Below are 18,020 nucleotides of genomic sequence, written 5' to 3'. Positions count from 1 at the left end.
CTATGTGGTTCGAGGTGGTGCAGGTCGTGCGGGTCGTGCTGTCAGTGGGAGGTGCGGATGACGGCGACGCCGCCCGCCGCGATCGTCAGGGCGCCCGAGATCTCGGCGCCGCTGAGGAGCTCGACGCCTGTGGCCTCGAGCTCGACGTCGTCGTCACGGTGGTTCACCGCGATGCGGTAGACCGCGTCGGCGCCGTGACGGGTGATGACCTCGAGGCCTTCGGCGACGCCCGACGGCGTGACGTCGGCATCCGCGTAGACCTCGTGCAGGAGTGCGCGCATCCCCGCCGCATCCAGTCGGGTTCCGACGTACCAGCCGGTGCCCGCTCCGTGGCGGTGACGCGTGATGGCAGGCTCGCCTTCGCCGGGTCCGCCCGAGAAGTTGGCGACGACCTCGGCTCCTTCGAGCGCGATGTCCTCCTGCCAGACGTCGGCGACGATGCCCTCGTGGTCGACCCAGTCGAGCCCGTGGCTCTCGCCCTCGCGCAGCGGCAGGAACTCCTCGACCGTGAGGCCGAGCGCCTCGCGCAGCGGGGCGACGAAGCCTCCTGCGTGCACGGCGTCGTTCTCGTCGACGATCGCCGAGAAGAACGACACGAGCAGCGTTCCGCCGCCGCCTACGTAGGAGGTGAGGTTCGCGGCATCCGCGGTGCTGAGCAGGTACTGCGCCGGAGCGACCACGAGGCGGTAGCCCGAGAGGTCCTGACCGGGCAGGGCGAAGTCGACCGTGACGCCGTCGCGCCAGAGCTGCTCGTAGAAGCGGCGCACCTGGGCCGCATGGGTGACGTCTTCGGAGGGGCGCCACTCGAGGTCCTGCGCCCAGAACGACTCGAAGTCCCAGAGGATCGCGACGTCGGCCTTGACCGTGGAGCCCTGCACCTCGTCGAGGCGGCCGAGTGCTGCGCCGAGGTCGACGACCTCACGGAACACACGCGACTCGGTGCCTGCGTGCGGCAGCATCGCGGAGTGGAACTTCTCGGCACCCGAGCGGCCCGCGCGCCACTGGAAGAACAGGATGCCGTCGGCCCCGCGGCCGAGGTGAGTGAAGGAGTTGCGCTTCATCTCGCCGCGACGCTTGGCGATGTTGCGGGGCTGCCAGTTGACGGCCGAGGTGGAGTGCTCCATGAGGATCCACGGCTTGCCCCCGCCGACCGAGCGGCTGAGGTCTGCGGCGATTGCGAGCCCGATGTGTGCGTCCTCGTCGGCGGCCCACAGGTAGTGATCGTCCGAGACGATGTCGACCTCGCGGCCCCAGGCCCACAGATCGGTGGTCCAGCTCTGGTTGGCCATGAAGTTCGTCGTCACCGGCTGGTCGGCGTGCGCGCGGATCGCGTCGCGCTCGGCAATGAAGCACGCGCGCAGCTGGTGGTCGGTGAAGCGCGCGAAGTCGAGTCGCTGCGCCGGGTTCACGACGCTCGGGGCGATCGCGGGGGCGCCGACGTGCTCCCACGCCGAGTAGTGCTGACCCCAGAAGGCGGTGCCCCACGCGCTGTTCAACGCGTCGAGCGAGCCGTACTTCTCCTGGAGCCAGAGCCTGAAGGCGGCGACCGCGTTCGGCGAGTAATCCTCGCCGACGGGAACGCCGTACTCGTTATGCACGTGCCACAGCACGACGGCCGGATGCTGCGCATAGCGCGCCGCGAGAGCATCCGCGATCCGCACGATCGCTTCGCGGTAGGCGGGCGACGAGTGCGAGGCCATGCCGCGTGAGCCGAAGCCCATGGCGCGGCCCTCGCGGTCGATCACGTGGGCGTCGGGGTGGTTCGCGAAGAACCAGGCCGGCGGGGATGCCGTGGGCGTGCCGAGGTCGACCTTGATGTCGTTCGCGTGCAGCAGGTCGAGCAGCTCGTCGAGCCAGGCGAAGTCGAACTCGCCCTCGGCGACCTCGATGAGCGCCCACGAGAAGATTCCGACGCTGACCAGGTTCACGCCTGCCTCGCGCATCAGGATGACGTCTTCGCGCCACGTCTCGGGCGACCACTGCTCGGGGTTGTAGTCGCCGCCATAGGCGATTCCGCTCAGAGCGGGCCAGGCGTGGGGGGAGGTCATCGGCACTCCATCGGGTCGGTGCGGTCGTGGTGCGCGTCCCAGCGTGCTGTCGCTCTTTCGACTGGGACCGGTCTCAGGTTGTCACAAGAACGTGACTGGGACCGGTCTCAGTTCTACCCCAGGTTTGTCAGTGACCACAACCGCCGTTATCGAACTGAGACCGGTCCCAGGTTGGACTACCGCTGGACGGGATGCTGTGGGTAGAGTCACAGGCGATGAGTGATGTCAGCGCGAAGCGCAAGCCGACGATCCGCCAGATCGCGGCGCAGGCGGGGGTATCCCGCAGCACGGTCTCGCGTGTGATCAACGGCGGGCACTGGGTGTCTCCCGACGCCAGGCAGGCCGTCGAAGAGGCGATCCTCGCCACCGGCTACACCGCCAACCATCACGCTCGCAGCCTCGCGACCGGTCGAGCGGGCTCCCTGGCCTTCCTCCTCACCGAGCCGCAGCAGCTGCTGTTCGACGATCCGACGTTCGCACTGCTGCTGCGCGGAGCAGCCGAGGCTCTCGCCCAACGGGCCATGACCCTGGTGCTCCTCGTCGCCGGAACACCCGCCGAGCGCGAGAGCGTCGCGCAGTTCCTCAGCGCCGGGCACGTCGACGGCGTCATGCTCATCTCGTCGCACGAGTCCGACCCGCTGCTCGACCAGCTGATCGAGGTCGGCATCCCCACCGTCTGCTGCGGCCTGCCCCTCGGACACGAGCGCGAGCTCTCGACGATCTCCGTCGACGAGGTCGCCTCCGCCCGCACCATGGCCGCGCACCTCGTGGCGCAGGGACACCGCCGCATCGGCATGATCACCGGCCCCGACGACACCCCCGGTGGGCGCTACCGCCTGGTCGGATTCCGCGAAGAGCTCGGCGAACTGTACGACGGGAGCCTGGTCGAGGTGGGCGACTACTCCTACGAATCAGGGCAGGCGGCCATGACCAGGATGCTCGAGCACGACGTCGACGCCGTGTTCGCGGCATCCGACCGGATGGCGGCCGGAGCGATCGCCGCCGCTCGTCGCGCCGGACGCCGCGTGCCCGAGGACATCGCGATCGCGGGGTTCGACGACTCGGGCCTCGCCGCCACCCACGAGCCGCCGATCACGACCATGCGTCAGCCCTGGGATCAGATCAGCGCGAAGATGGTCGCCGTGCTGCTCGAGGTCATCGCGGGAGCATCCCCGCGTTCGGTCATCCTCGACACCGAGCTCGTGGTGCGCGACAGCGCGTAGGAGCACCTATCCTCGGTCGAGCACTTCGCGGAGCTTGGCGGCGAAGGCCTCGGGCTGGCCGGCGTAGCCGAACTCGCCACCCATGAAGCCGCCGTGGTGGCTGGGGAAGACCGTCGCCTGCTGGCCGAGCTGCTCGGCCAGGGCGATCGCGGTGCGGCCGGTGTAGACCTTCAGCGACTCCTCCCCGACAGCGACCACGATCCGGGTCGGTGCCGCCTTCAGAGCCTCGATATCCGGAACGTAGAGAGGAACCGCCCAGGAGAGTTCGGACAGCAACGGGTCGTCTCGCTTGCCATCGTCATCGGTCGGCATCCCGAATGCCGCGGGGTCCGGTGCGGGCTGAGCGAGGTATTCATCGGTGACTTCGCCCTCCCACGAGGTCATCGCGACGAACGCCGCCATTCCGGCTCCCCATCCCTTGTCCTGATACGCCCGCGTATAGGCCACCCGGGCGCGATGGACAGCCTCGGCGTCCGGCAGCACGCTGTCGATCGGCGGCTCGTGGGCGACCAGAGTCGCGACGTCGTGCGGGTGCGCGGCGACCAGAGCGAGTGCGCTCACGGCTCCGCCGCTGCTCGCGAGCATGTCGACCGGGCCGGCGCCGAGCGCCTCGATGATCGCGTGGACATCCTCGGCCTGGGTGTCCGGCTCGTTCGTGACGCCGCCGTCCTTGCGCGTGCTCCGACCGAGGCCGCGCGGGTCGTACGTCACGACGGTGCGATCGTCGAACAGCTTCACCTGGGCCTGGAAGCCGCTCGCATCCATCGGCTGGCCGATCATCATCAGCGGAGGGCGACCATCTGCGGTCGGCAGCGGTCCGTGCACGTCATAGACGAGGTCGACCTCCGGTAGCTCGAGCGTGTGCTGCGTCATCGGTGGCCTCCTCGCCGGCGGAACGATTCCACTGGGATGCTACGACGCGGCGCCCCCGGGCGCCACCGTTTCGCGAGCGAGCGAGCGCTCGCGGCGACTGAGAATCAGCACGTCAGGCGGTCGGGAACCTCGGATCGAGAGCGTAGTCCTGACGCCGCAGCTCGAGCGCCGCTGCGACCTGCGCGGGGGCGTCGTCGCCGACGAGCACCCGGAGGCGGGGGTCACGGGCGTCTGCGACTCGGGCGAGGATCACCGTTGCGGCATCCTCGGGTGTCGCTCCACCGCCCGACTCGCCCGCGGGCCACGGCACCTCCGCGGTGCCGAACATCTCGGCTCGCTGCTCGTCGTAGTCACGCAGGGGCGCACTGAAACGCATGCTCGCGCCTGCCCAGTCCGTGTCTAGCGAGCCCGGCTCGATCAGGGAGACGCGGATGCCGAATCGTTCGACCTCCGCCGCCATCGCCTCACTGAATGCTTCGAGGCCCCATTTGGTCGAGTTGTAGAGACCGAGCATCGGCATCGTCCCGACGGCTCCGACTGTCGAGATCTGCACGATGTGTCCGCCACCCTGGCGGCGCATGATCGGGATGACAGCCTGACTCAGCCACAGAGGGCCGAGCAGATTCGTATCCACGATCGCACGGGCATCGTCTTCTGAAGCCTCTTCGACGGCCCCGATCACGCCGTAGCCGGCGTTGTTGACCAGCACGTCGATCCGGCCGAGGAGATCGGCGGCGCGCTGGACGGTCTCGTGCGCGTCATCGCGGTCACGGACGTCGAGCTGCATCACGGTCAGCCGCTCGTGGTCAGGCAGCGTGTGATCGCCTCTGACCGTCGCCACGACAGCGTGCCCCGCGTCGAGGGCGGCGTGGGTGAGCGCTCGACCCAGGCCTCGACTGCTGCCGGTGATCATCCATGTCTGCGGTGAAGTCATGCCGAGATCGTATCGCGAACTGGACGCACCGTCTCGTTTGCTCGGGTATCGTTGTCGACATGGCCCGTGAGCGAACCCGCACCAAGGTGCACGCGGCTGCGCTTTCTCTGGCCAGCGAGCGCCAGGTGGGGGCGATCACGATGGAGGGGATCGCCGCCCGCGCGCAGGTCAGCAAACAGACTCTCTATCGGTCGTGGTCATCGACGGGTGAGATCCTCTTCGACGCACTCCTCGCCCGCAGCACCGATGAGAACGGCAGAGTCACCGTGCCGAACTCGGGTGATCTCTCTGTCGACCTCACGGAGCTGGCGACCGGCATGATCGACGAACTGACCGACCCGACCCAGGAGCGGCTGCTGAGAGCAGTCACCGCCGAGCTGCAATCCGACGAAGAGCTCGCCACTCATTTCCGCGAACCCTTGCTCGGGCCGCAGATGAGCGCGATCTCCGAGCGGCTGCGTCAGGCGGACGTGTCTTTCGCGGACGATGTCGCAGAACTCTTCGTCGGGCCGATCTTCCACCGCTGGCTGCTTCGCAGCCGACCGTTCGATGCGGAATGGGTGACCGCTCACGTGGAGCGGATTCTGAGAAGCGTCGGCGCGCTATGACAGCGGCCGAAGATCGGTCGACTCACTTGAAGGTCGTGATGGCGAGGTCGATCATCGGCAGGCTGTCTCGGGGAACGACGGTGGTGCAGACCACGTTCTCATCGACGCGGAACCCGACCGCGTAGACGAACGGGTCGGTGTCGATCTGCACGGCGGGGCGATCCTGACCGTCGACCGCGACGACGGCATCCCTCGCCGCCGATGTCCTCGCCTCCCAGCCGCCGTCGCCCTCGCTCGGCAGGTCGGGGAGTCCGAGCTCCTCACGGAATCTGTTGCGCAGTATGTGATTGGTGTGGTCGACCAGCTGCTGAGCGAGCGAATGCCGTTCGCGGTCGGGTGACGCCTGCCAGCTGGACCGCACCGCCTCCCAGAGCATCGGGTACTTGAGCAGCTGAGCCCGCTCGATCAGCCACGCTGGGCGGCCCCACGGCGGTTCCTCCTCGATCGAGCGTCGGATGCCGGGGTCCAACTCGACCTCGTTGCGCGGGTCGGAATGATCGTCGGGATTCCTCCACAGCGTGTAGTTGAGCGACACCGACGACTCCGCCAGTCCCATCGGCGCGCCCGCTGCCGCCGACGCCCCCATCTCCATGAAGGATGCACCCGGGATGCGCGTGAGCGACGGCTGCGGTCGCAGCTGGAACACCGGGTAGGAGAGCCCGCGCACGCGAGCTTCGAACCCGGCACTCGGATCAGGGGCGTCCATCGGCACTACTCCGGCGTACTCCATCCGCCCAGTCTGACCTCTGTCGCGACGGATCTCCAGGACTCAAAGCGCGACGTCCTGATCAGTCAAACGTGAAAGGCAGACCGAGCGCTTCTGATCGGCACGAGGCAGTCGACTTCACCCTCCCTGCGGTAGGACTCGATGTGCGGTCTATCGGCGTCGTGGTTCGCGAGCGCGAACAGCACGTCGAACGCATCCGAGATCTGCCCGTAGACGTCGGGCGCCTCCCCGCGCAGTCGCAGCCGCAGGTAGTCTCCGCCGGGGATCGTCGTCTCGTCCAGGCCCAGCGCGTTCTCACGGTCTCGCTCGAGGCGCACGCACGAGAGGCGGTACACCGAAGTGCCTCCGTAGACGAGCCCCAGCATCCTGCGTCCTTGCAGCGAGTCGAATGCCCCCTCGAACGCCGGCCACGCCGCCTGCACGGTGTCTACATCGAGAGAGACGTCGCGGCTGAGCGCAGGGGTGTCGACGAGCGTGACGACGTCGATGCGACCGAGTTCGTGCGTGACCGGGTAGTCGTTCATGCCCTCGTGTCTAGCACTTCTCTGCCTCTCGGCGACTCAGCCGCGCATGGCGACGCCGCGACGCCAGTAGCCCATGAAGGCGACCTGCGAGCGGTCGATGCCGAGATCCTTCACCAGATGGCGCCGCAGCGTCGTGACGACGCCGCTCTCGCCGGCGATCCAGAAGTAGCGCTCGGCGGGAACATCCGCCGCCGCGATCTCCTCGCCGAGACCCGAGTAGTCGGGGGTCTCCCAGAGCAGGTCTTCGGTGTCGATGTCCTTCACGTCGATCTCATCGTCGGCATCCGCATCGCCCAGGTAGGCGAGCACGGCAGGAATGAGTCGCACGCCGTGAGGCTCGCCCGCGTCGCGAGGAAGCCAGTGCACCTCGACGCCGACAGGGGCGTCGATGCGCAGGATGTCGGCGGGAGACGGAACCTCGATGAAGGCGCAGCCCCGCAGGTCGCTGGGAGCGTCCTCGAGGATGCGTGCGATCGCCGGGGCCGCGGTCTCGTCGCCGGCGAGCACCACCGACGTCGCCGTGCCCGGCTCGTACTCGGCGCCACCATGAGCGGATGCGGGGACACCCCGTCGCGGCCCGACGATGAACAGCTCCTTGCCGACGGCAGCCGCATCGGCCCACCGCGATGCCGGGCCGGTGAGTCCCGGCGCGAGGTGCAGCACGAAATCGACATCGAGCTCGGTGCCGGCATCCGACACCCGCAGCTCTCGCACCGAATACGTGCGCATCGATCCACGCTCCTCCTCGGGAACGGCGAGGAAGGATCCCCACCAGTCGTCGGTGTCCCGATCGAGATCGGGGAGGATGCCGGATGCCGGCGGGAACACGAGCTTGATCCGGGAGTCGAAGACGTCACCCGGCGTGCCGAACTCGAACAGATCGTCGCCGCCGAAGGTGACCCGCACGAAGTTCGGCGACACCCGTTCGACCGCGCGCACCTCGGCGCGGGCGAGCACGTAGGTGGGGCGTTCGGTGGTGGTCTCAGCGGACATGATGCCTTCCGATCGGGGTGACCATCGGCTTGCCGGAGACCGGGTCGATGGTGATCTGGTTCGCGAGGTCGAAGACCTCTTCGACGAGCTGGGCGGTCACGACATCCTGCGGAGCGCCGGTGGCATGCACCCTGCCCTCCTTCATCGCGACGAGCTCGTCGGAATACCTCGCGGCGAGGTTGAGGTCGTGCAGCACCATGACGATCGTGGTGCCGCGCGACACGCTCAGGTCGGTGAGCAGATCGAGGACCTCGACCTGGTGCGCGACGTCGAGGAACGTGGTCGGCTCGTCGAGCAGCAGGATGTCGGTCTCCTGCGCGAGCGCCATCGCGATCCACACGCGCTGGCGCTGACCGCCCGACAGCTCGTCGACGCTGCGGTCGGCGAGGTCGGTGGTGCCGGTCGCGGCGAGAGCATCCGCCACGACCTCGTAGTCGTGGGTGCTCCAGCGCGCCAGCATCTTCTGGTGCGGATGCCGGCCACGACCGACCAGGTCGGCGACGGCGATGCCCTCGGGCGCGACAGGCGACTGCGGCAGGAGGCCGAGGATGCGGGCGACCTCCTTGGTCGGACGCGCGTGCACCGACTTGCCGTCGAGCACGACCTGACCGGCCGTCGGCGAGAGCAGGCGCGCGAGCGAACGCAGCAGCGTCGACTTTCCGCATCCGTTCGCGCCGACGATCGTCGTGATCTTGCCGGGGGCGATCGCCAGGTCGAGGCCATCGATGATCGTGCGGTCGCCGTAGGCGAGGGTGACGGACTCCGCCGTCAGAGTGTGCGCCTCGGTCACAGAGAGCCTCCCGAGCGGTTGGTGCGGATGAGCAGATAGATGAGATACGGAGCGCCGAGCACGCCGGTGATCACGCCGACCGGGTAGCGCTCACCGAACGCGAACTGACCGAGGAGGTCGCCACCGAGCACGAGCACGGCTCCGATGAAAGCGCTGGGCACGAGCAGATTCGCACCGGGCCCGGTGATGCGGGCCGCGATCGGGCCCGCCATGAATGCCACGAACGCGATGGGGCCGGTGGCGGCGGTGGCGAACGCGAGCAGGGCGACGGCACCGAGGATGAAGAGCAGGCGCGTGGTGTTGACCCGCACTCCGAGGCCGGATGCCGAGTCGTCGCCGAGCTGCATCGCACCCAGCGCCCTGCCCTGCAGAAGCAGGAGCGGCACGATGATCACCGCAGCGATCGCGAGCGGCATCACACGCTCCCATGAGGCGTTGTTCAGGCTGCCGGTGAGCCACTGCATCGCGGTCTGGATGTCCCAGTTCGCCGCCCGCGACAGCATGTAGGAGATGATGCTCTGCAGCATCGCCGCGACGCCGATGCCGATCAGGATCAGTCGGGTGCCGGCGAAGCCGTTCTTGATCGACAGCAGGTAGATGATCCCCGCTGTGACGATCGCCCCGCCCAGAGCGAGCAGCGAGACGATCGGTCCGTTGAGCGACAGCACGATGATGCCGAACACCGCGGCGGCGCCGGCGCCGTTCGAGATGCCGATGATGTCGGGCGACGCGAGCGGATTGCGCAACAGCGTCTGGAATGAGACGCCGGCGATGCCGAACGCGAACCCGGCGAGGATCGCCAGCACCGCTCGGGGCAGTCGCAGCTCTCCGACCGTGAACGACGCGCCCGGCACGGTCTCGCCGAGGATGACGCGGATCACCTCGTCAAGCGGATAGAAGGTGTTGCCGATCATCAGCGCCACGGCGAACAGCACCAGCAGCATCGCGCCGAGCACGATCGTGGCCACGGCGTGACGGCGGTGGCGCGAACGGCGTCCGGCGATGAGGGCGGCGACCTCGTCGCGAGCGCGGTCGGATGCGGCGGGAGTCTGGGCGGCGGCCCGGTCGATGGTGCTCACAGTTCACGCACCTTCTGACGACGGACGATCCAGATGAAGAACGGGGCGCCGATGATGGCGGTGATGATGCCGACCTGGATCTCCTCCGAGGTCGGGGCGATGACGCGGCCGACGATGTCGCTGGCGAGCAGCAGCGCGGCACCGGCCATGGCGGAGAACGGCAGCAACCAGCGGTGGTCGGTGCCGATCAGCATCCGACAGACGTGCGGGATGACGAGTCCGACGAAGCCGATCGGGCCCGCGATCGCGGTGGCGGCACCGGCGAGGATCACGGCACCGAGCGCCGACATGAGCCGCGTGCGGAACACGTGCTCGCCGAGCCCCTTCGCCATGTCGTCGCCGAGGGCGAGGGAGTTCATGCCGCGCGCACTGGCGAAGCAGATCAGGGCGCCGAGCGCGAGCACGGGAGCGGTGATCGCGATGCGCGGCCACTCGGCGCCGCCCACTCCGCCGATCTGCCAGGACTGGAAGGCCTGCAGCAGGTCGACGCGGGGCAGCATGACGGCGCTGATCAGCGAGGCGAATGCCGCCGAGGTCGCGGCCCCCGCGAGGGCGAGCTTGAGAGGAGTGGCGCCACCGCGGCCGAGCGAGCCGACGGTGTAGACGAACGCCGCGGCGAGGGCTGCCCCGATGATCGCGAGGGCCATCTGGCTGTAGGCATTGGTGAGGCCGAGGAAGGCGAGGCCGAAGACCACGGCCAGCGATGCGCCGTTCGAGACGCCGAGGATGCCGGGGTCGGCGATCGGGTTGCGGGTGACCGCCTGCATCGTCGCACCGGAGAGCGCGAGGGCAGCGCCCACGAGGATCGCGAGCACCGTGCGCGGAAGGCGCTTGATGATCGCGGCCTGGGCGAGGGTGTCATCCTGCCCTGCGAGGGCGGCGAAGATGTCGTCGATGCTCACGGAGCGCACACCGAAGCAGATCGACAGGATGCAGAGCACGAGCAGCACTCCGAGACCGACGAGCAGCCAGAGCGAGCGCGCCCATGCCGGGCGCCGCAGGTCTGCGGTGCCCGGCATGGGAAGGGTGACAGCGGTCACGGGAACTCAGTGCGCGAAGGTGACGCCGAAGGTCACTTCGCGGCGAGCGGTGCTGCCAGCAGGCCGAGGTAGTCGGACAGGCCCCACTGGATCGACAGCGGCGACGGGTTCGCCGAGGCTGCGATCGGGGTGGAGTCGGGCAGGATCACGATGTTGCCTGCGGCGATCGCCGGGATCTTCGACAGCAGCGGGTCGGCCTGCATGGTGGCGATGAGCGAGTCGTCGCCGTAGGTCACGAAGACGTCGACGTCGTCGAACGCGTCAGCCTGCTCGGAGCTCACCGAGAGGTAGAACTCCTCGCTGTCGGCGTTCTCCTCGACGATCGACGGCAGCGGAAGGCCCAGGTCGTCGTGCAGGTAGCCGGGGCGCGTGTCGATCGCGGTGTAGTAGCCGACCTGGCTCAGGTCGCTCGGGTCGATGTAGGCGAACAGCACCTTCTTGTCCTTGAGGGCGCTGTTCTCCTCGAGCGCGGCCTCGGCATCGGCGTGCAGCTCTTCGATGAGGGCGTCGCCCTCTTCCTCGAGCCCGAGAGCCTTGGAGTTCAGCTCGATCATGTCGTCGACGGGAGTGCCCCAGGCGACCTCGGGGTAGGCGACGACCGGAGCGATCTTCGAGAGCTGGTCGTACTCCTCCTGCGTCAGACCCGAGTACGCCGCGAGGATGACGTCGGGCTGGGTGTCGGCGACAGCCTCATAGTCGATGCCGTCGGACTCGTCGAACAGCACGGGCTCTTCGCCGCCGAGCTCGTCGAGCTTGTCCTCGACCCAGGGCAGGATGCCGTTGTCGTCGTCGTCTCCCCACGAGGCCTTGCTCATGCCGACCGGGACGATGCCGAGGGCCAGGGGCACCTCGTGGTTCGCCCACGCGATCGTGGCGACGCGCTCGGGCTTCTCGTCGATCGTGGTCTCGCCGAACACATGCTCGATCGTGACGGGGAAGGCGCTGTCATCGGCGGGGTTGCCACCGGCGGAGTCGGAGTTCGAGTCGGTCGGGGGTGTCGCGCAGGCGGTGAGGCCGAGGGCGAGAGCCGCGGCGACACCGGCGGCGAGAAGGCGAGAGGTGCGCACAGGCGTTCCTTCGGGTTCGAGGTGAGGGGGCTGGACGCAGAGCGCGTCAGGCTTTGGTAAGCCTCGCCTAATCTAACAGAAAGTTAGGCAAGCCTCATCTCGAGGACCTGGACTCACGCGGCATCCGTGCCCCGCGTGCGGGGTCAAAAACGCATCCCCCACGCCCGATTCGGATGCAGTTCTGACCCCGCTCGCCCGTTCACATGCAGTTTTGACCCCGCTCGCCCGTTCACATGCGTTACTGGCCCCGCACCGGGCGGGGTCAAAAGGACACCGGGACCCGGCTCTTCGGATGCGTTACTGGCCCCGCACCGACGTTCGAATGCGGACGAGACCCGCGCCCGCGTCGGAAAAGCCCCCGGGCATGCAGAAAGCCGGCCGGATCCGTGAGGATCCGACCGGCTTCAGGAAGTCTGCTCGCGCTCAGAGAGCGCGGATGTTCGCAGCCTGCATGCCCTTGGGGCCACGCTCAGCGTCGAATTCGACCTTCTGGTTCTCACGAAGCTCCTTGAAACCGGAGCCGGTGATTGCCGAGTAGTGGGCGAAAAGGTCGTCCGTGCCGTCATCGGGAGCGATGAAGCCGAAGCCCTTTTCAGCGTTGAACCATTTCACAGTGCCAGTGGCCATGTGTTTTCTACTTTCTGTTTTCAAACGGCCGCTTGCGCGGCCCGCGCCGTGACGGAACGTCCGACATACGCGCAAGCTCAACGTACCACGGCATCCTGACGTGAAACCCGGAAGTTCGGATTCTTTTGAAGAACCGCCGCCTCAGTGCGCGTGCTGACGCCGAGTTTTCGCAGCACGGCCGACACATGAACGCTCACCGTCTTCACGCTGATGAAGAGCCTCTCGCCGATCTGACGGTTGCTCAGCCCCTCGGCGAGCAGGTCGAGCACCTGCCTCTCGCGTGCCGTGAGCGGGTCGGCCGATGCCTCGGCACTGGCGATGCCGGATGCTGCGGCGAGGCCCGCCGCAGCCGAGAACCCGTTGACGATGCGGAGAAGCGGAACGTGGCCGAGCCGTTCGGCCTCATGCAGCGCCTGCCCGAGGACAGTGGCCGCTTCGACGCGGTCTCCTGCCCCGACCAGCATGCGCGCGAGTTCGAGCCGCGTCGTCACACGGAAGGTCGCCGGCACGTCGTCCGAGTCCGCCAGTTCGACGGCCGCCCGCAGCGCCGGGACCGAGGGCGCCAGCAGGGCATCGAGAATCGCCCACCACCTGTCGTCGAGCAGCTGTGTCGGCTGAGCGAGCCACGCGGCGCGCACCTCGTCGATCGCATCATCGACAGTCATCCCGTGCTCGGTGCCGGACGACTGCAGCTCGGCGATCAACCACCCCGCTTCCAGGAGGAGGCGACGCTGGTGCAGGCAGACGGGTCCCGCATCGCGGAGCATCTGCCTGATCTCGTCGAGCGCCGCCGCCAGGTCTCCTCGGCTCTCGGCGACAGAGACCCTCATCATGACCTCGTCGTACCAGATCTGCCGCTCGTCTTCGCCTGTCTCGGCGAACGCAGGATGCCACTCGCGGAGGATTTCGGCGGCCTCTTCGTGTCGACCGCGCCACGACAGCACCCGAACCCGCGTCATCGTGGAGTACATGTGGAAGATCCGCAGTGTGTCTTGGGCGAGTTCGCGCGCCAGCATCCCCTCGACGCGCTCGATCTCGCCGAGTTCGAGCAGCGGCACCGCCATGTTCTGCGTGATCATCGCACCGGTGGTGCGCTCGACCCCGTAGGCACGCGCCCGCGCCATGCCGTCTTCTGCGACGACCACGGCATCTCGGTAACGCCCGAGCAGCGCCAGCAGGTCGGAGTAGTTGACGCGGTAGCGCAGTTCTGGATTGGCGCTCCTCGCGAGGCTGAGAGCGAGCGCGTACTCATCATGCGCCTCAGCCAGGTCGCCGAGCTGGGCCCTGGAACCGCCGCGCACATTCGCGGCGATCGATGCCTCATCGTCGGAACCGGCACGTGCCGCCCTCTCGCCGGCCTCCGTGGCCAGCGCCATCGCCTCCTCGAATCGCCCCGCGACCATGTGGCGACTGCCCAGCTGATTGAGGATCGACGCGCGGAGCCGATCGTCGTCGACCCTGCCGTCGAGGATCTCGAGCGACTCCTGCAGAAGCGGGATCGCGCCGCGGCGGCCGAGATTCATCGTGTAGTACGCCTTGTCGCGCAGCAGCCTCGCGTGCATGCGAGGGTCGACGGTCGTCGGGTCGACCTCCCCGAGTGCGAGATTGACGACGGCGAGCGCGCGCTCTCCGTCGCCTCCGTTCCGCAGCACCGAGCCGAGTGCGCGGAGCATCTCGAGACGACCGAGGCCCACCACGCTCTCCGCATCGGGCACCTGGATCCACAGATCGAGGGCGAGCTCACCGAACCGGGCCGCACTCGCGAAAGCGAAACGCGACTTGGCGTCGAACATGGCGGCGACGGCCGCGGCGAGCGCGCGCCGATCGTCTTGCGCGAGCTGCCAGTGGTAGGCGAGCGCGGCCGAGTCGGCGGTGTCGGAGCCTGTGCAGTTCTCCTCCAGCGCCTCCGCATACGCACGGTGCAGCCGCGCCCGCTCGCCCGGGAGCAGATCGTCGTGCACGGCTTCGCGCAGCAGCGCGTGCCGGAACCGGTAGTCATCGTCACCCACGACGAGGATCCCACTGAGCGTCGCCTCGCGAATCGCCTCGTCGAGGCGTGCTTCGGGCAGACCCGCGAGCTGTGTGACCAGCGGATGGGTCAGCGGGCGCTCAGCGCCCGAGACCACCTGCACCACCCGCTTCGCGTCATCGCCGAGGCGGTCGAACCGGGCCAGGAGCAGGTCGCGCAGGCTGCCGGGAAGCGGCCCCGAGGAGCATCCGGCGAGCTCCTCCACGAAGAACGGGACTCCTTCGGCGCGGTTTTGGATGCGCTCGAGCGCCGCGTCGGTGAGCGGCTGGCCGGTGATCGATTCGGCGAGTTGGCGAACCGCCGACGTCTCGAGCCGTTCGACCGCGACCCGCTCGAGCAGGCGCGCACGCGTGGCCTCGCCGATGAACCGGCTGACCGCGTCACCGCGTCGGACGTCGTCGGAGCGGCAGGTGAGCAGCAGAAGGATGCGCCCGTGGGTCAGAGTGCGCAGCAGGAAGGAGAGCAGCGCGAGCGTCGACTCGTCTGCCCAGTGCAGATCTTCGACGACGAGCACCTGCGGCGCGTGCTCGGCCGCGGCCTCGATGAGGGCGGCGATCGCGTCGCGCAGCCGGTCGGGGCTGGTCTGGGAGCGCTCGGTGGGATTGAGTTCTGGCAGCAGCATGCCCAGAGCCTCGACCCCGACGCCGAGCTCTTCGCGCACGTGATCTGCGCCCATGCGGGTGACGATCGAGCGGAGGATGCCGGTGATCGGCCCGAACGGCGTGCGCGACGCCCCGAGGTCGAGGCACCATCCGACATGCACATCGGCTCGATTGACCACCTCGGCGCCGAACTCGCGCAGCAGCCGGGATTTGCCTATGCCCGCTTCGCCCTCGACGAGCGCCGCGAGAGGCACTCCATCGACGACTCGATCGAAGAGCCCGCGCACGACCGAGATCTCGACCTCACGGCCGACCATCGCAGCGCTCGCGGCGGAGAGGGACATGGACTCATCGTCCCACTCCCCTCCGACATTCGGGCGGGGTGGCGCGGCCTGCGACAGGGACGTGGAACTCACCGAGCCGCCGCGGGCTCGCAGCCGACGACGGCCAGACGGTCGGCGGGCGCAGCGGTCGCCATCTCGGCGGGCGCAGCGACCCGTGCGACTCGCGGAGCGGGGGTCGCGGCGAGGTGCGCAGCGTTCGCGACAGCATCCGGCGCGGCGTTCGCGACAGCATCCGTTGCAGTCGACCGCGGGCGGGTGATGGCGCGCAGCATCCGCTGTCCGAGGCGCCTGACCGCGCCGGGAGCCCGCGGGACGAGCTGGTCGGCGTGCTCGGCGAGGAAACGACGGCATTCGACCGCTCGCTCCAGACGCTCGTTCTCGTACTCGGCGACCTTCTCAGTGAAGTAGGGGTGCTCGTACATGACATCTCCTCGGTTGGGATGTCCCTACACTCCGCTCTGAGGTGCCCGGTCGACATCGGGAGGATACCCTATCTTCTGCATCGAGCGCGCCCTAGATGGCCTCAGTCAGGCAGCGGACAGGCTGCGAGCGGGCAGCAGAAGAGGCCCGGGCGGCAGTGGGGGCACCACCGCCCGGACCTCGGATCAGGGGTCGATCAGGCGTCGACGTCGCCGCGCCAGGCACCGGTCTCGGCGCCGCGCTTCTCGATGAACTCCTTGAAGTTCTTCAAGTCCTTCTTCACCGCGTGCGAGCCTGCTCCCACGAGCGAGCCGACCTTCTCGAGAAGGCCCTCGGGCTCCCAGTCGATCTGCACCGTCACGCGAGTCGTGAGCTCTTCGAGCTTGTGGAACGTCACGACGCCCGCGTGCTCGGTGTCGCCTCCGACGCTCTTCCACGCGACGCGCTCGTCGGGGTGCTGTTCGGTGATCTCGGCGTCGAATTCACGCGTCGCGCCGCCGACCTTGACGGTCCAGCGGTTGTGGGTGTCATCGATCTGGACGATCGACTCGACCTCGTCGAGGAAGTGGGGGAAGCTCTCGAACTGCGTCCACTGGTTGTAAGCGATGTCGACCGGAACGTGTACGTCGATGGTCTCGATGATCTGCGCCATGTGATGCTCCTCACTGTTCGTCGTTCGTGTGATCCCATTCAGCTGCATGCTCCTGAGATGCGCGATGGGGTTGACATCGAGGACGCCGCGACCGAGCATGCGCGCGAGTAGCGTTGAGGGCATGCGCATCCATGCCGCGATCCGCGCCTCGAAGCGCTCACCCCTGCTGCAGGTGGTGAAGTCCGCCGCGGCCACGATCGCCGCGTGGCTGCTGGCCGGGTGGGTGGTTCCGGGGCAGCTGCCCGTGTTCGCCGCCATCGCGGCCCTGCTCGTCGTGCAGCCGAGCGTCAACCAATCGTTGTCGAAGGCCCTCGAGCGCAGCATCGGCGTGATCGTCGGTGTCGTGATCGCCGTGGCGCTCGGCCTGCTGCTCGGTTCGCCGAGCTGGATCGTGCTGCTCGCCATCGTCGTGGCGATGCTGGTCGCATGGGCCTTCAAGGCGACCCCGGGCACCGGCAACCAGGTCGCGATCTCGGCGATGCTCGTGCTCGCACTCGGTTCGACGCCCGACTATGCGATCGCGCGCATCTTCGAGACCCTGATCGGCGTGGCCATCGGCATCGTCGTGAACGCGCTGATCGTTCCACCGGTGCTGGTCGCCCCCGCCCGCCGCGATCTCGGGCTGCTCGGCAGCGAACTCGCCTCGAGCCTCGACCGTCTGGCCGACGCGCTGCCCGAACCTCAGACGCCTGCGAAGCTGCAGGAGCTCATGCTCGAGGCGCGGCTGCTGCGCCCGATGAAAGAAGCCGCAGAGGCCTCCATCGCGGCCGGCGAGGAGTCGCTCACCCTGAACCCGCGCCGCTCGACGCACCGCGAGGAGCTCCGCGAGATGCGTGCCCTGCTCGAGCGCCTGTCACCGATCGTGACGCAGACCATCGGGATGACCCGCGCCTACTTCGACCACTACGACGACTCGATCGGCCAGGAGCCGGCTGTCACCGCGATCGCCGAACAGCTGCGCCGGGCGGGGCACGATGTGCGGCTGGCCGTGCAGATCGCCGACGTGTCACCGGAGCCCGAGACCCTGACCTCCGCGATCCCCGCGCTCACTGCGCCGCTCGTCATCCGGCCGCCGTCGTCGACCCACTGGATCCTGATCGGGTCGCTGATGGAAGACCTCCGGCGCATCCGCGGGGAGCTCGTCGAAGAGGAGTGAGCGCACTGCGCCTGCCCCGTTCACGGAACGGGGCAGGGGCTGAGTCAGTCCTGGTCGGGATCGTCGGCGAGCACGTCGCCGTCGTCGTCGGACTCGGCGCCCGACGGCACGACCGTGGGAGGCTCGCCCTTGTTGTCCTCGGTGCCGAGGTTGTCGTTCTCCTCCGCGCCGGGCGACGGCTCGGTGCTCAGGTCGTTGCGGTCGGTGTTGATGTCGTCGCTGTCGCGGTTCATGCGCGTTCCTCTCGTCGGCGTTCGGTCTGCGTGCATGCCAGATTACGGCCG

Annotated in this window: 18 protein-coding genes; 3 read left to right on the top strand and 15 right to left on the bottom strand. The window is 68.4% G+C overall.

What is annotated here, in order from left to right; genetic code table 11:
* Nucleotides 1–41: 41 nt before the first annotated feature.
* Entirely contained in the window at nucleotides 42–2,048 is a 2,007-nt protein-coding gene (locus tag ACZ0AA_RS15440) for a beta-galactosidase (RefSeq protein ID WP_463513478.1), read from the bottom strand.
* 215 nt (nucleotides 2,049–2,263) lie between these two features.
* On the opposite strand from ACZ0AA_RS15440, the gene ACZ0AA_RS15435 reads away from it, so the two are divergent.
* Entirely contained in the window at nucleotides 2,264–3,271 is a 1,008-nt protein-coding gene (locus tag ACZ0AA_RS15435; protein ID WP_463513477.1) for a LacI family DNA-binding transcriptional regulator, read from the top strand.
* A gap of 6 nt (nucleotides 3,272–3,277) precedes the next feature.
* Here the strand turns inward: ACZ0AA_RS15435 and ACZ0AA_RS15430 are convergent, their stop codons facing one another.
* Nucleotides 3,278–4,144: an alpha/beta fold hydrolase gene (locus ACZ0AA_RS15430; protein ID WP_463513476.1), complete on the bottom strand. Its 867-nt coding sequence runs from the start codon at nucleotides 4,142–4,144 to the stop codon at nucleotides 3,278–3,280.
* A 112-nt stretch (nucleotides 4,145–4,256) separates the two neighbouring features.
* Nucleotides 4,257–5,078: an SDR family NAD(P)-dependent oxidoreductase gene (locus ACZ0AA_RS15425; RefSeq protein WP_463513475.1), complete on the bottom strand. Its 822-nt coding sequence runs from the start codon at nucleotides 5,076–5,078 to the stop codon at nucleotides 4,257–4,259.
* A gap of 59 nt (nucleotides 5,079–5,137) precedes the next feature.
* Here ACZ0AA_RS15425 and ACZ0AA_RS15420 point away from each other — a divergent pair, with 59 nt between their 5' ends.
* Nucleotides 5,138–5,686 carry a TetR/AcrR family transcriptional regulator gene (locus ACZ0AA_RS15420; RefSeq protein WP_463513474.1) on the top strand — a complete coding sequence of 183 codons (549 nt, stop codon included), beginning with the start codon at nucleotides 5,138–5,140 and terminating at the stop codon, nucleotides 5,684–5,686.
* A gap of 22 nt (nucleotides 5,687–5,708) precedes the next feature.
* Here ACZ0AA_RS15420 and ACZ0AA_RS15415 read toward each other — a convergent pair whose 3' ends face one another.
* The 11 genes from ACZ0AA_RS15415 to ACZ0AA_RS15365 form a co-directional block, all read right to left on the bottom strand.
* The gene (locus ACZ0AA_RS15415) at nucleotides 5,709–6,416 is read right to left on the bottom strand and encodes a hypothetical protein (protein WP_400862704.1); all 708 of its coding nucleotides are present in this window, start codon (nucleotides 6,414–6,416) and stop codon (nucleotides 5,709–5,711) included.
* Between the two features lie 62 nt (nucleotides 6,417–6,478).
* Entirely contained in the window at nucleotides 6,479–6,937 is a 459-nt protein-coding gene (locus tag ACZ0AA_RS15410) for a GyrI-like domain-containing protein (RefSeq protein WP_463513473.1), read from the bottom strand.
* Between the two features lie 36 nt (nucleotides 6,938–6,973).
* Nucleotides 6,974–7,930 (bottom strand): siderophore-interacting protein, encoded by a 957-nt coding sequence (locus ACZ0AA_RS15405; RefSeq protein ID WP_463513472.1) that lies wholly within the window; start codon nucleotides 7,928–7,930, stop codon nucleotides 6,974–6,976.
* Nucleotides 7,920–8,720: an ABC transporter ATP-binding protein gene (locus ACZ0AA_RS15400; RefSeq protein ID WP_400862708.1), complete on the bottom strand. Its 801-nt coding sequence runs from the start codon at nucleotides 8,718–8,720 to the stop codon at nucleotides 7,920–7,922. Before ACZ0AA_RS15400 ends, ACZ0AA_RS15405 begins: the two co-directional genes overlap by 11 nt.
* The gene (locus tag ACZ0AA_RS15395; RefSeq protein ID WP_400864694.1) at nucleotides 8,717–9,790 is read right to left on the bottom strand and encodes a FecCD family ABC transporter permease; all 1,074 of its coding nucleotides are present in this window, start codon (nucleotides 9,788–9,790) and stop codon (nucleotides 8,717–8,719) included. Before ACZ0AA_RS15395 ends, ACZ0AA_RS15400 begins: the two co-directional genes overlap by 4 nt.
* A gap of 5 nt (nucleotides 9,791–9,795) precedes the next feature.
* Nucleotides 9,796–10,818, bottom strand: coding sequence for a FecCD family ABC transporter permease (locus ACZ0AA_RS15390; RefSeq protein ID WP_400864697.1), 1,023 nt, complete (start codon nucleotides 10,816–10,818; stop codon nucleotides 9,796–9,798).
* Nucleotides 10,819–10,871: 53 nt separating this feature from the next.
* Nucleotides 10,872–11,906: an iron-siderophore ABC transporter substrate-binding protein gene (locus tag ACZ0AA_RS15385; RefSeq protein WP_400862710.1), complete on the bottom strand. Its 1,035-nt coding sequence runs from the start codon at nucleotides 11,904–11,906 to the stop codon at nucleotides 10,872–10,874.
* A gap of 423 nt (nucleotides 11,907–12,329) precedes the next feature.
* Nucleotides 12,330–12,533 carry a cold-shock protein gene (locus tag ACZ0AA_RS15380; protein WP_042538190.1) on the bottom strand — a complete coding sequence of 68 codons (204 nt, stop codon included), beginning with the start codon at nucleotides 12,531–12,533 and terminating at the stop codon, nucleotides 12,330–12,332.
* Between the two features lie 77 nt (nucleotides 12,534–12,610).
* Nucleotides 12,611–15,508 carry a helix-turn-helix transcriptional regulator gene (locus ACZ0AA_RS15375; protein ID WP_463513471.1) on the bottom strand — a complete coding sequence of 966 codons (2,898 nt, stop codon included), beginning with the start codon at nucleotides 15,506–15,508 and terminating at the stop codon, nucleotides 12,611–12,613.
* A gap of 68 nt (nucleotides 15,509–15,576) precedes the next feature.
* Nucleotides 15,577–15,930, bottom strand: coding sequence for a hypothetical protein (locus ACZ0AA_RS15370; RefSeq protein WP_463513470.1), 354 nt, complete (start codon nucleotides 15,928–15,930; stop codon nucleotides 15,577–15,579).
* A gap of 194 nt (nucleotides 15,931–16,124) precedes the next feature.
* Nucleotides 16,125–16,580, bottom strand: coding sequence for an SRPBCC family protein (locus ACZ0AA_RS15365; protein ID WP_400862715.1), 456 nt, complete (start codon nucleotides 16,578–16,580; stop codon nucleotides 16,125–16,127).
* Nucleotides 16,581–16,701: 121 nt separating this feature from the next.
* Between ACZ0AA_RS15365 and ACZ0AA_RS15360 the strand changes: the two genes are divergently transcribed.
* Nucleotides 16,702–17,736 (top strand): FUSC family protein, encoded by a 1,035-nt coding sequence (locus ACZ0AA_RS15360; RefSeq protein ID WP_463513469.1) that lies wholly within the window; start codon nucleotides 16,702–16,704, stop codon nucleotides 17,734–17,736.
* A gap of 44 nt (nucleotides 17,737–17,780) precedes the next feature.
* Here ACZ0AA_RS15360 and ACZ0AA_RS15355 read toward each other — a convergent pair whose 3' ends face one another.
* A complete protein-coding gene (locus ACZ0AA_RS15355; RefSeq protein ID WP_400862719.1) occupies nucleotides 17,781–17,969 on the bottom strand; it encodes a hypothetical protein in 189 nt (62 codons plus the stop codon).
* Nucleotides 17,970–18,020: the final 51 nt, after the last annotated feature.

Source organism: Microbacterium sp. AC035 (assembly GCF_979258485.1).
The sequence above is the reverse complement of the archived record's forward strand: the minus strand, read 5'-3'. Positions and strand labels throughout refer to the sequence as shown.

Bases quoted from the DNA above. Each gene is read 5' to 3' on its own strand.
- ACZ0AA_RS15440 (WP_463513478.1), bottom strand. From the start codon at position 2,048: ATGACCTCCCCCCACGCCTGGCCCGCTCTGAGCGGAATCGCCTATGGC.
- ACZ0AA_RS15435 (WP_463513477.1), top strand. From the start codon at position 2,264: ATGAGTGATGTCAGCGCGAAGCGCAAGCCGACGATCCGCCAGATCGCG.
- ACZ0AA_RS15430 (WP_463513476.1), bottom strand. From the start codon at position 4,144: ATGACGCAGCACACGCTCGAGCTACCGGAGGTCGACCTCGTCTATGAC.
- ACZ0AA_RS15425 (WP_463513475.1), bottom strand. From the start codon at position 5,078: ATGACTTCACCGCAGACATGGATGATCACCGGCAGCAGTCGAGGCCTG.
- ACZ0AA_RS15420 (WP_463513474.1), top strand. From the start codon at position 5,138: ATGGCCCGTGAGCGAACCCGCACCAAGGTGCACGCGGCTGCGCTTTCT.
- ACZ0AA_RS15415 (WP_400862704.1), bottom strand. From the start codon at position 6,416: ATGGAGTACGCCGGAGTAGTGCCGATGGACGCCCCTGATCCGAGTGCC.
- ACZ0AA_RS15410 (WP_463513473.1), bottom strand. From the start codon at position 6,937: ATGAACGACTACCCGGTCACGCACGAACTCGGTCGCATCGACGTCGTC.
- ACZ0AA_RS15405 (WP_463513472.1), bottom strand. From the start codon at position 7,930: ATGTCCGCTGAGACCACCACCGAACGCCCCACCTACGTGCTCGCCCGC.
- ACZ0AA_RS15390 (WP_400864697.1), bottom strand. From the start codon at position 10,818: ATGCCGGGCACCGCAGACCTGCGGCGCCCGGCATGGGCGCGCTCGCTC.
- ACZ0AA_RS15380 (WP_042538190.1), bottom strand. From the start codon at position 12,533: ATGGCCACTGGCACTGTGAAATGGTTCAACGCTGAAAAGGGCTTCGGC.
- ACZ0AA_RS15375 (WP_463513471.1), bottom strand. From the start codon at position 15,508: ATGTCCCTCTCCGCCGCGAGCGCTGCGATGGTCGGCCGTGAGGTCGAG.
- ACZ0AA_RS15370 (WP_463513470.1), bottom strand. From the start codon at position 15,930: ATGTACGAGCACCCCTACTTCACTGAGAAGGTCGCCGAGTACGAGAAC.
- ACZ0AA_RS15365 (WP_400862715.1), bottom strand. From the start codon at position 16,580: ATGGCGCAGATCATCGAGACCATCGACGTACACGTTCCGGTCGACATC.
- ACZ0AA_RS15360 (WP_463513469.1), top strand. From the start codon at position 16,702: ATGCGCATCCATGCCGCGATCCGCGCCTCGAAGCGCTCACCCCTGCTG.
- ACZ0AA_RS15355 (WP_400862719.1), bottom strand. From the start codon at position 17,969: ATGAACCGCGACAGCGACGACATCAACACCGACCGCAACGACCTGAGC.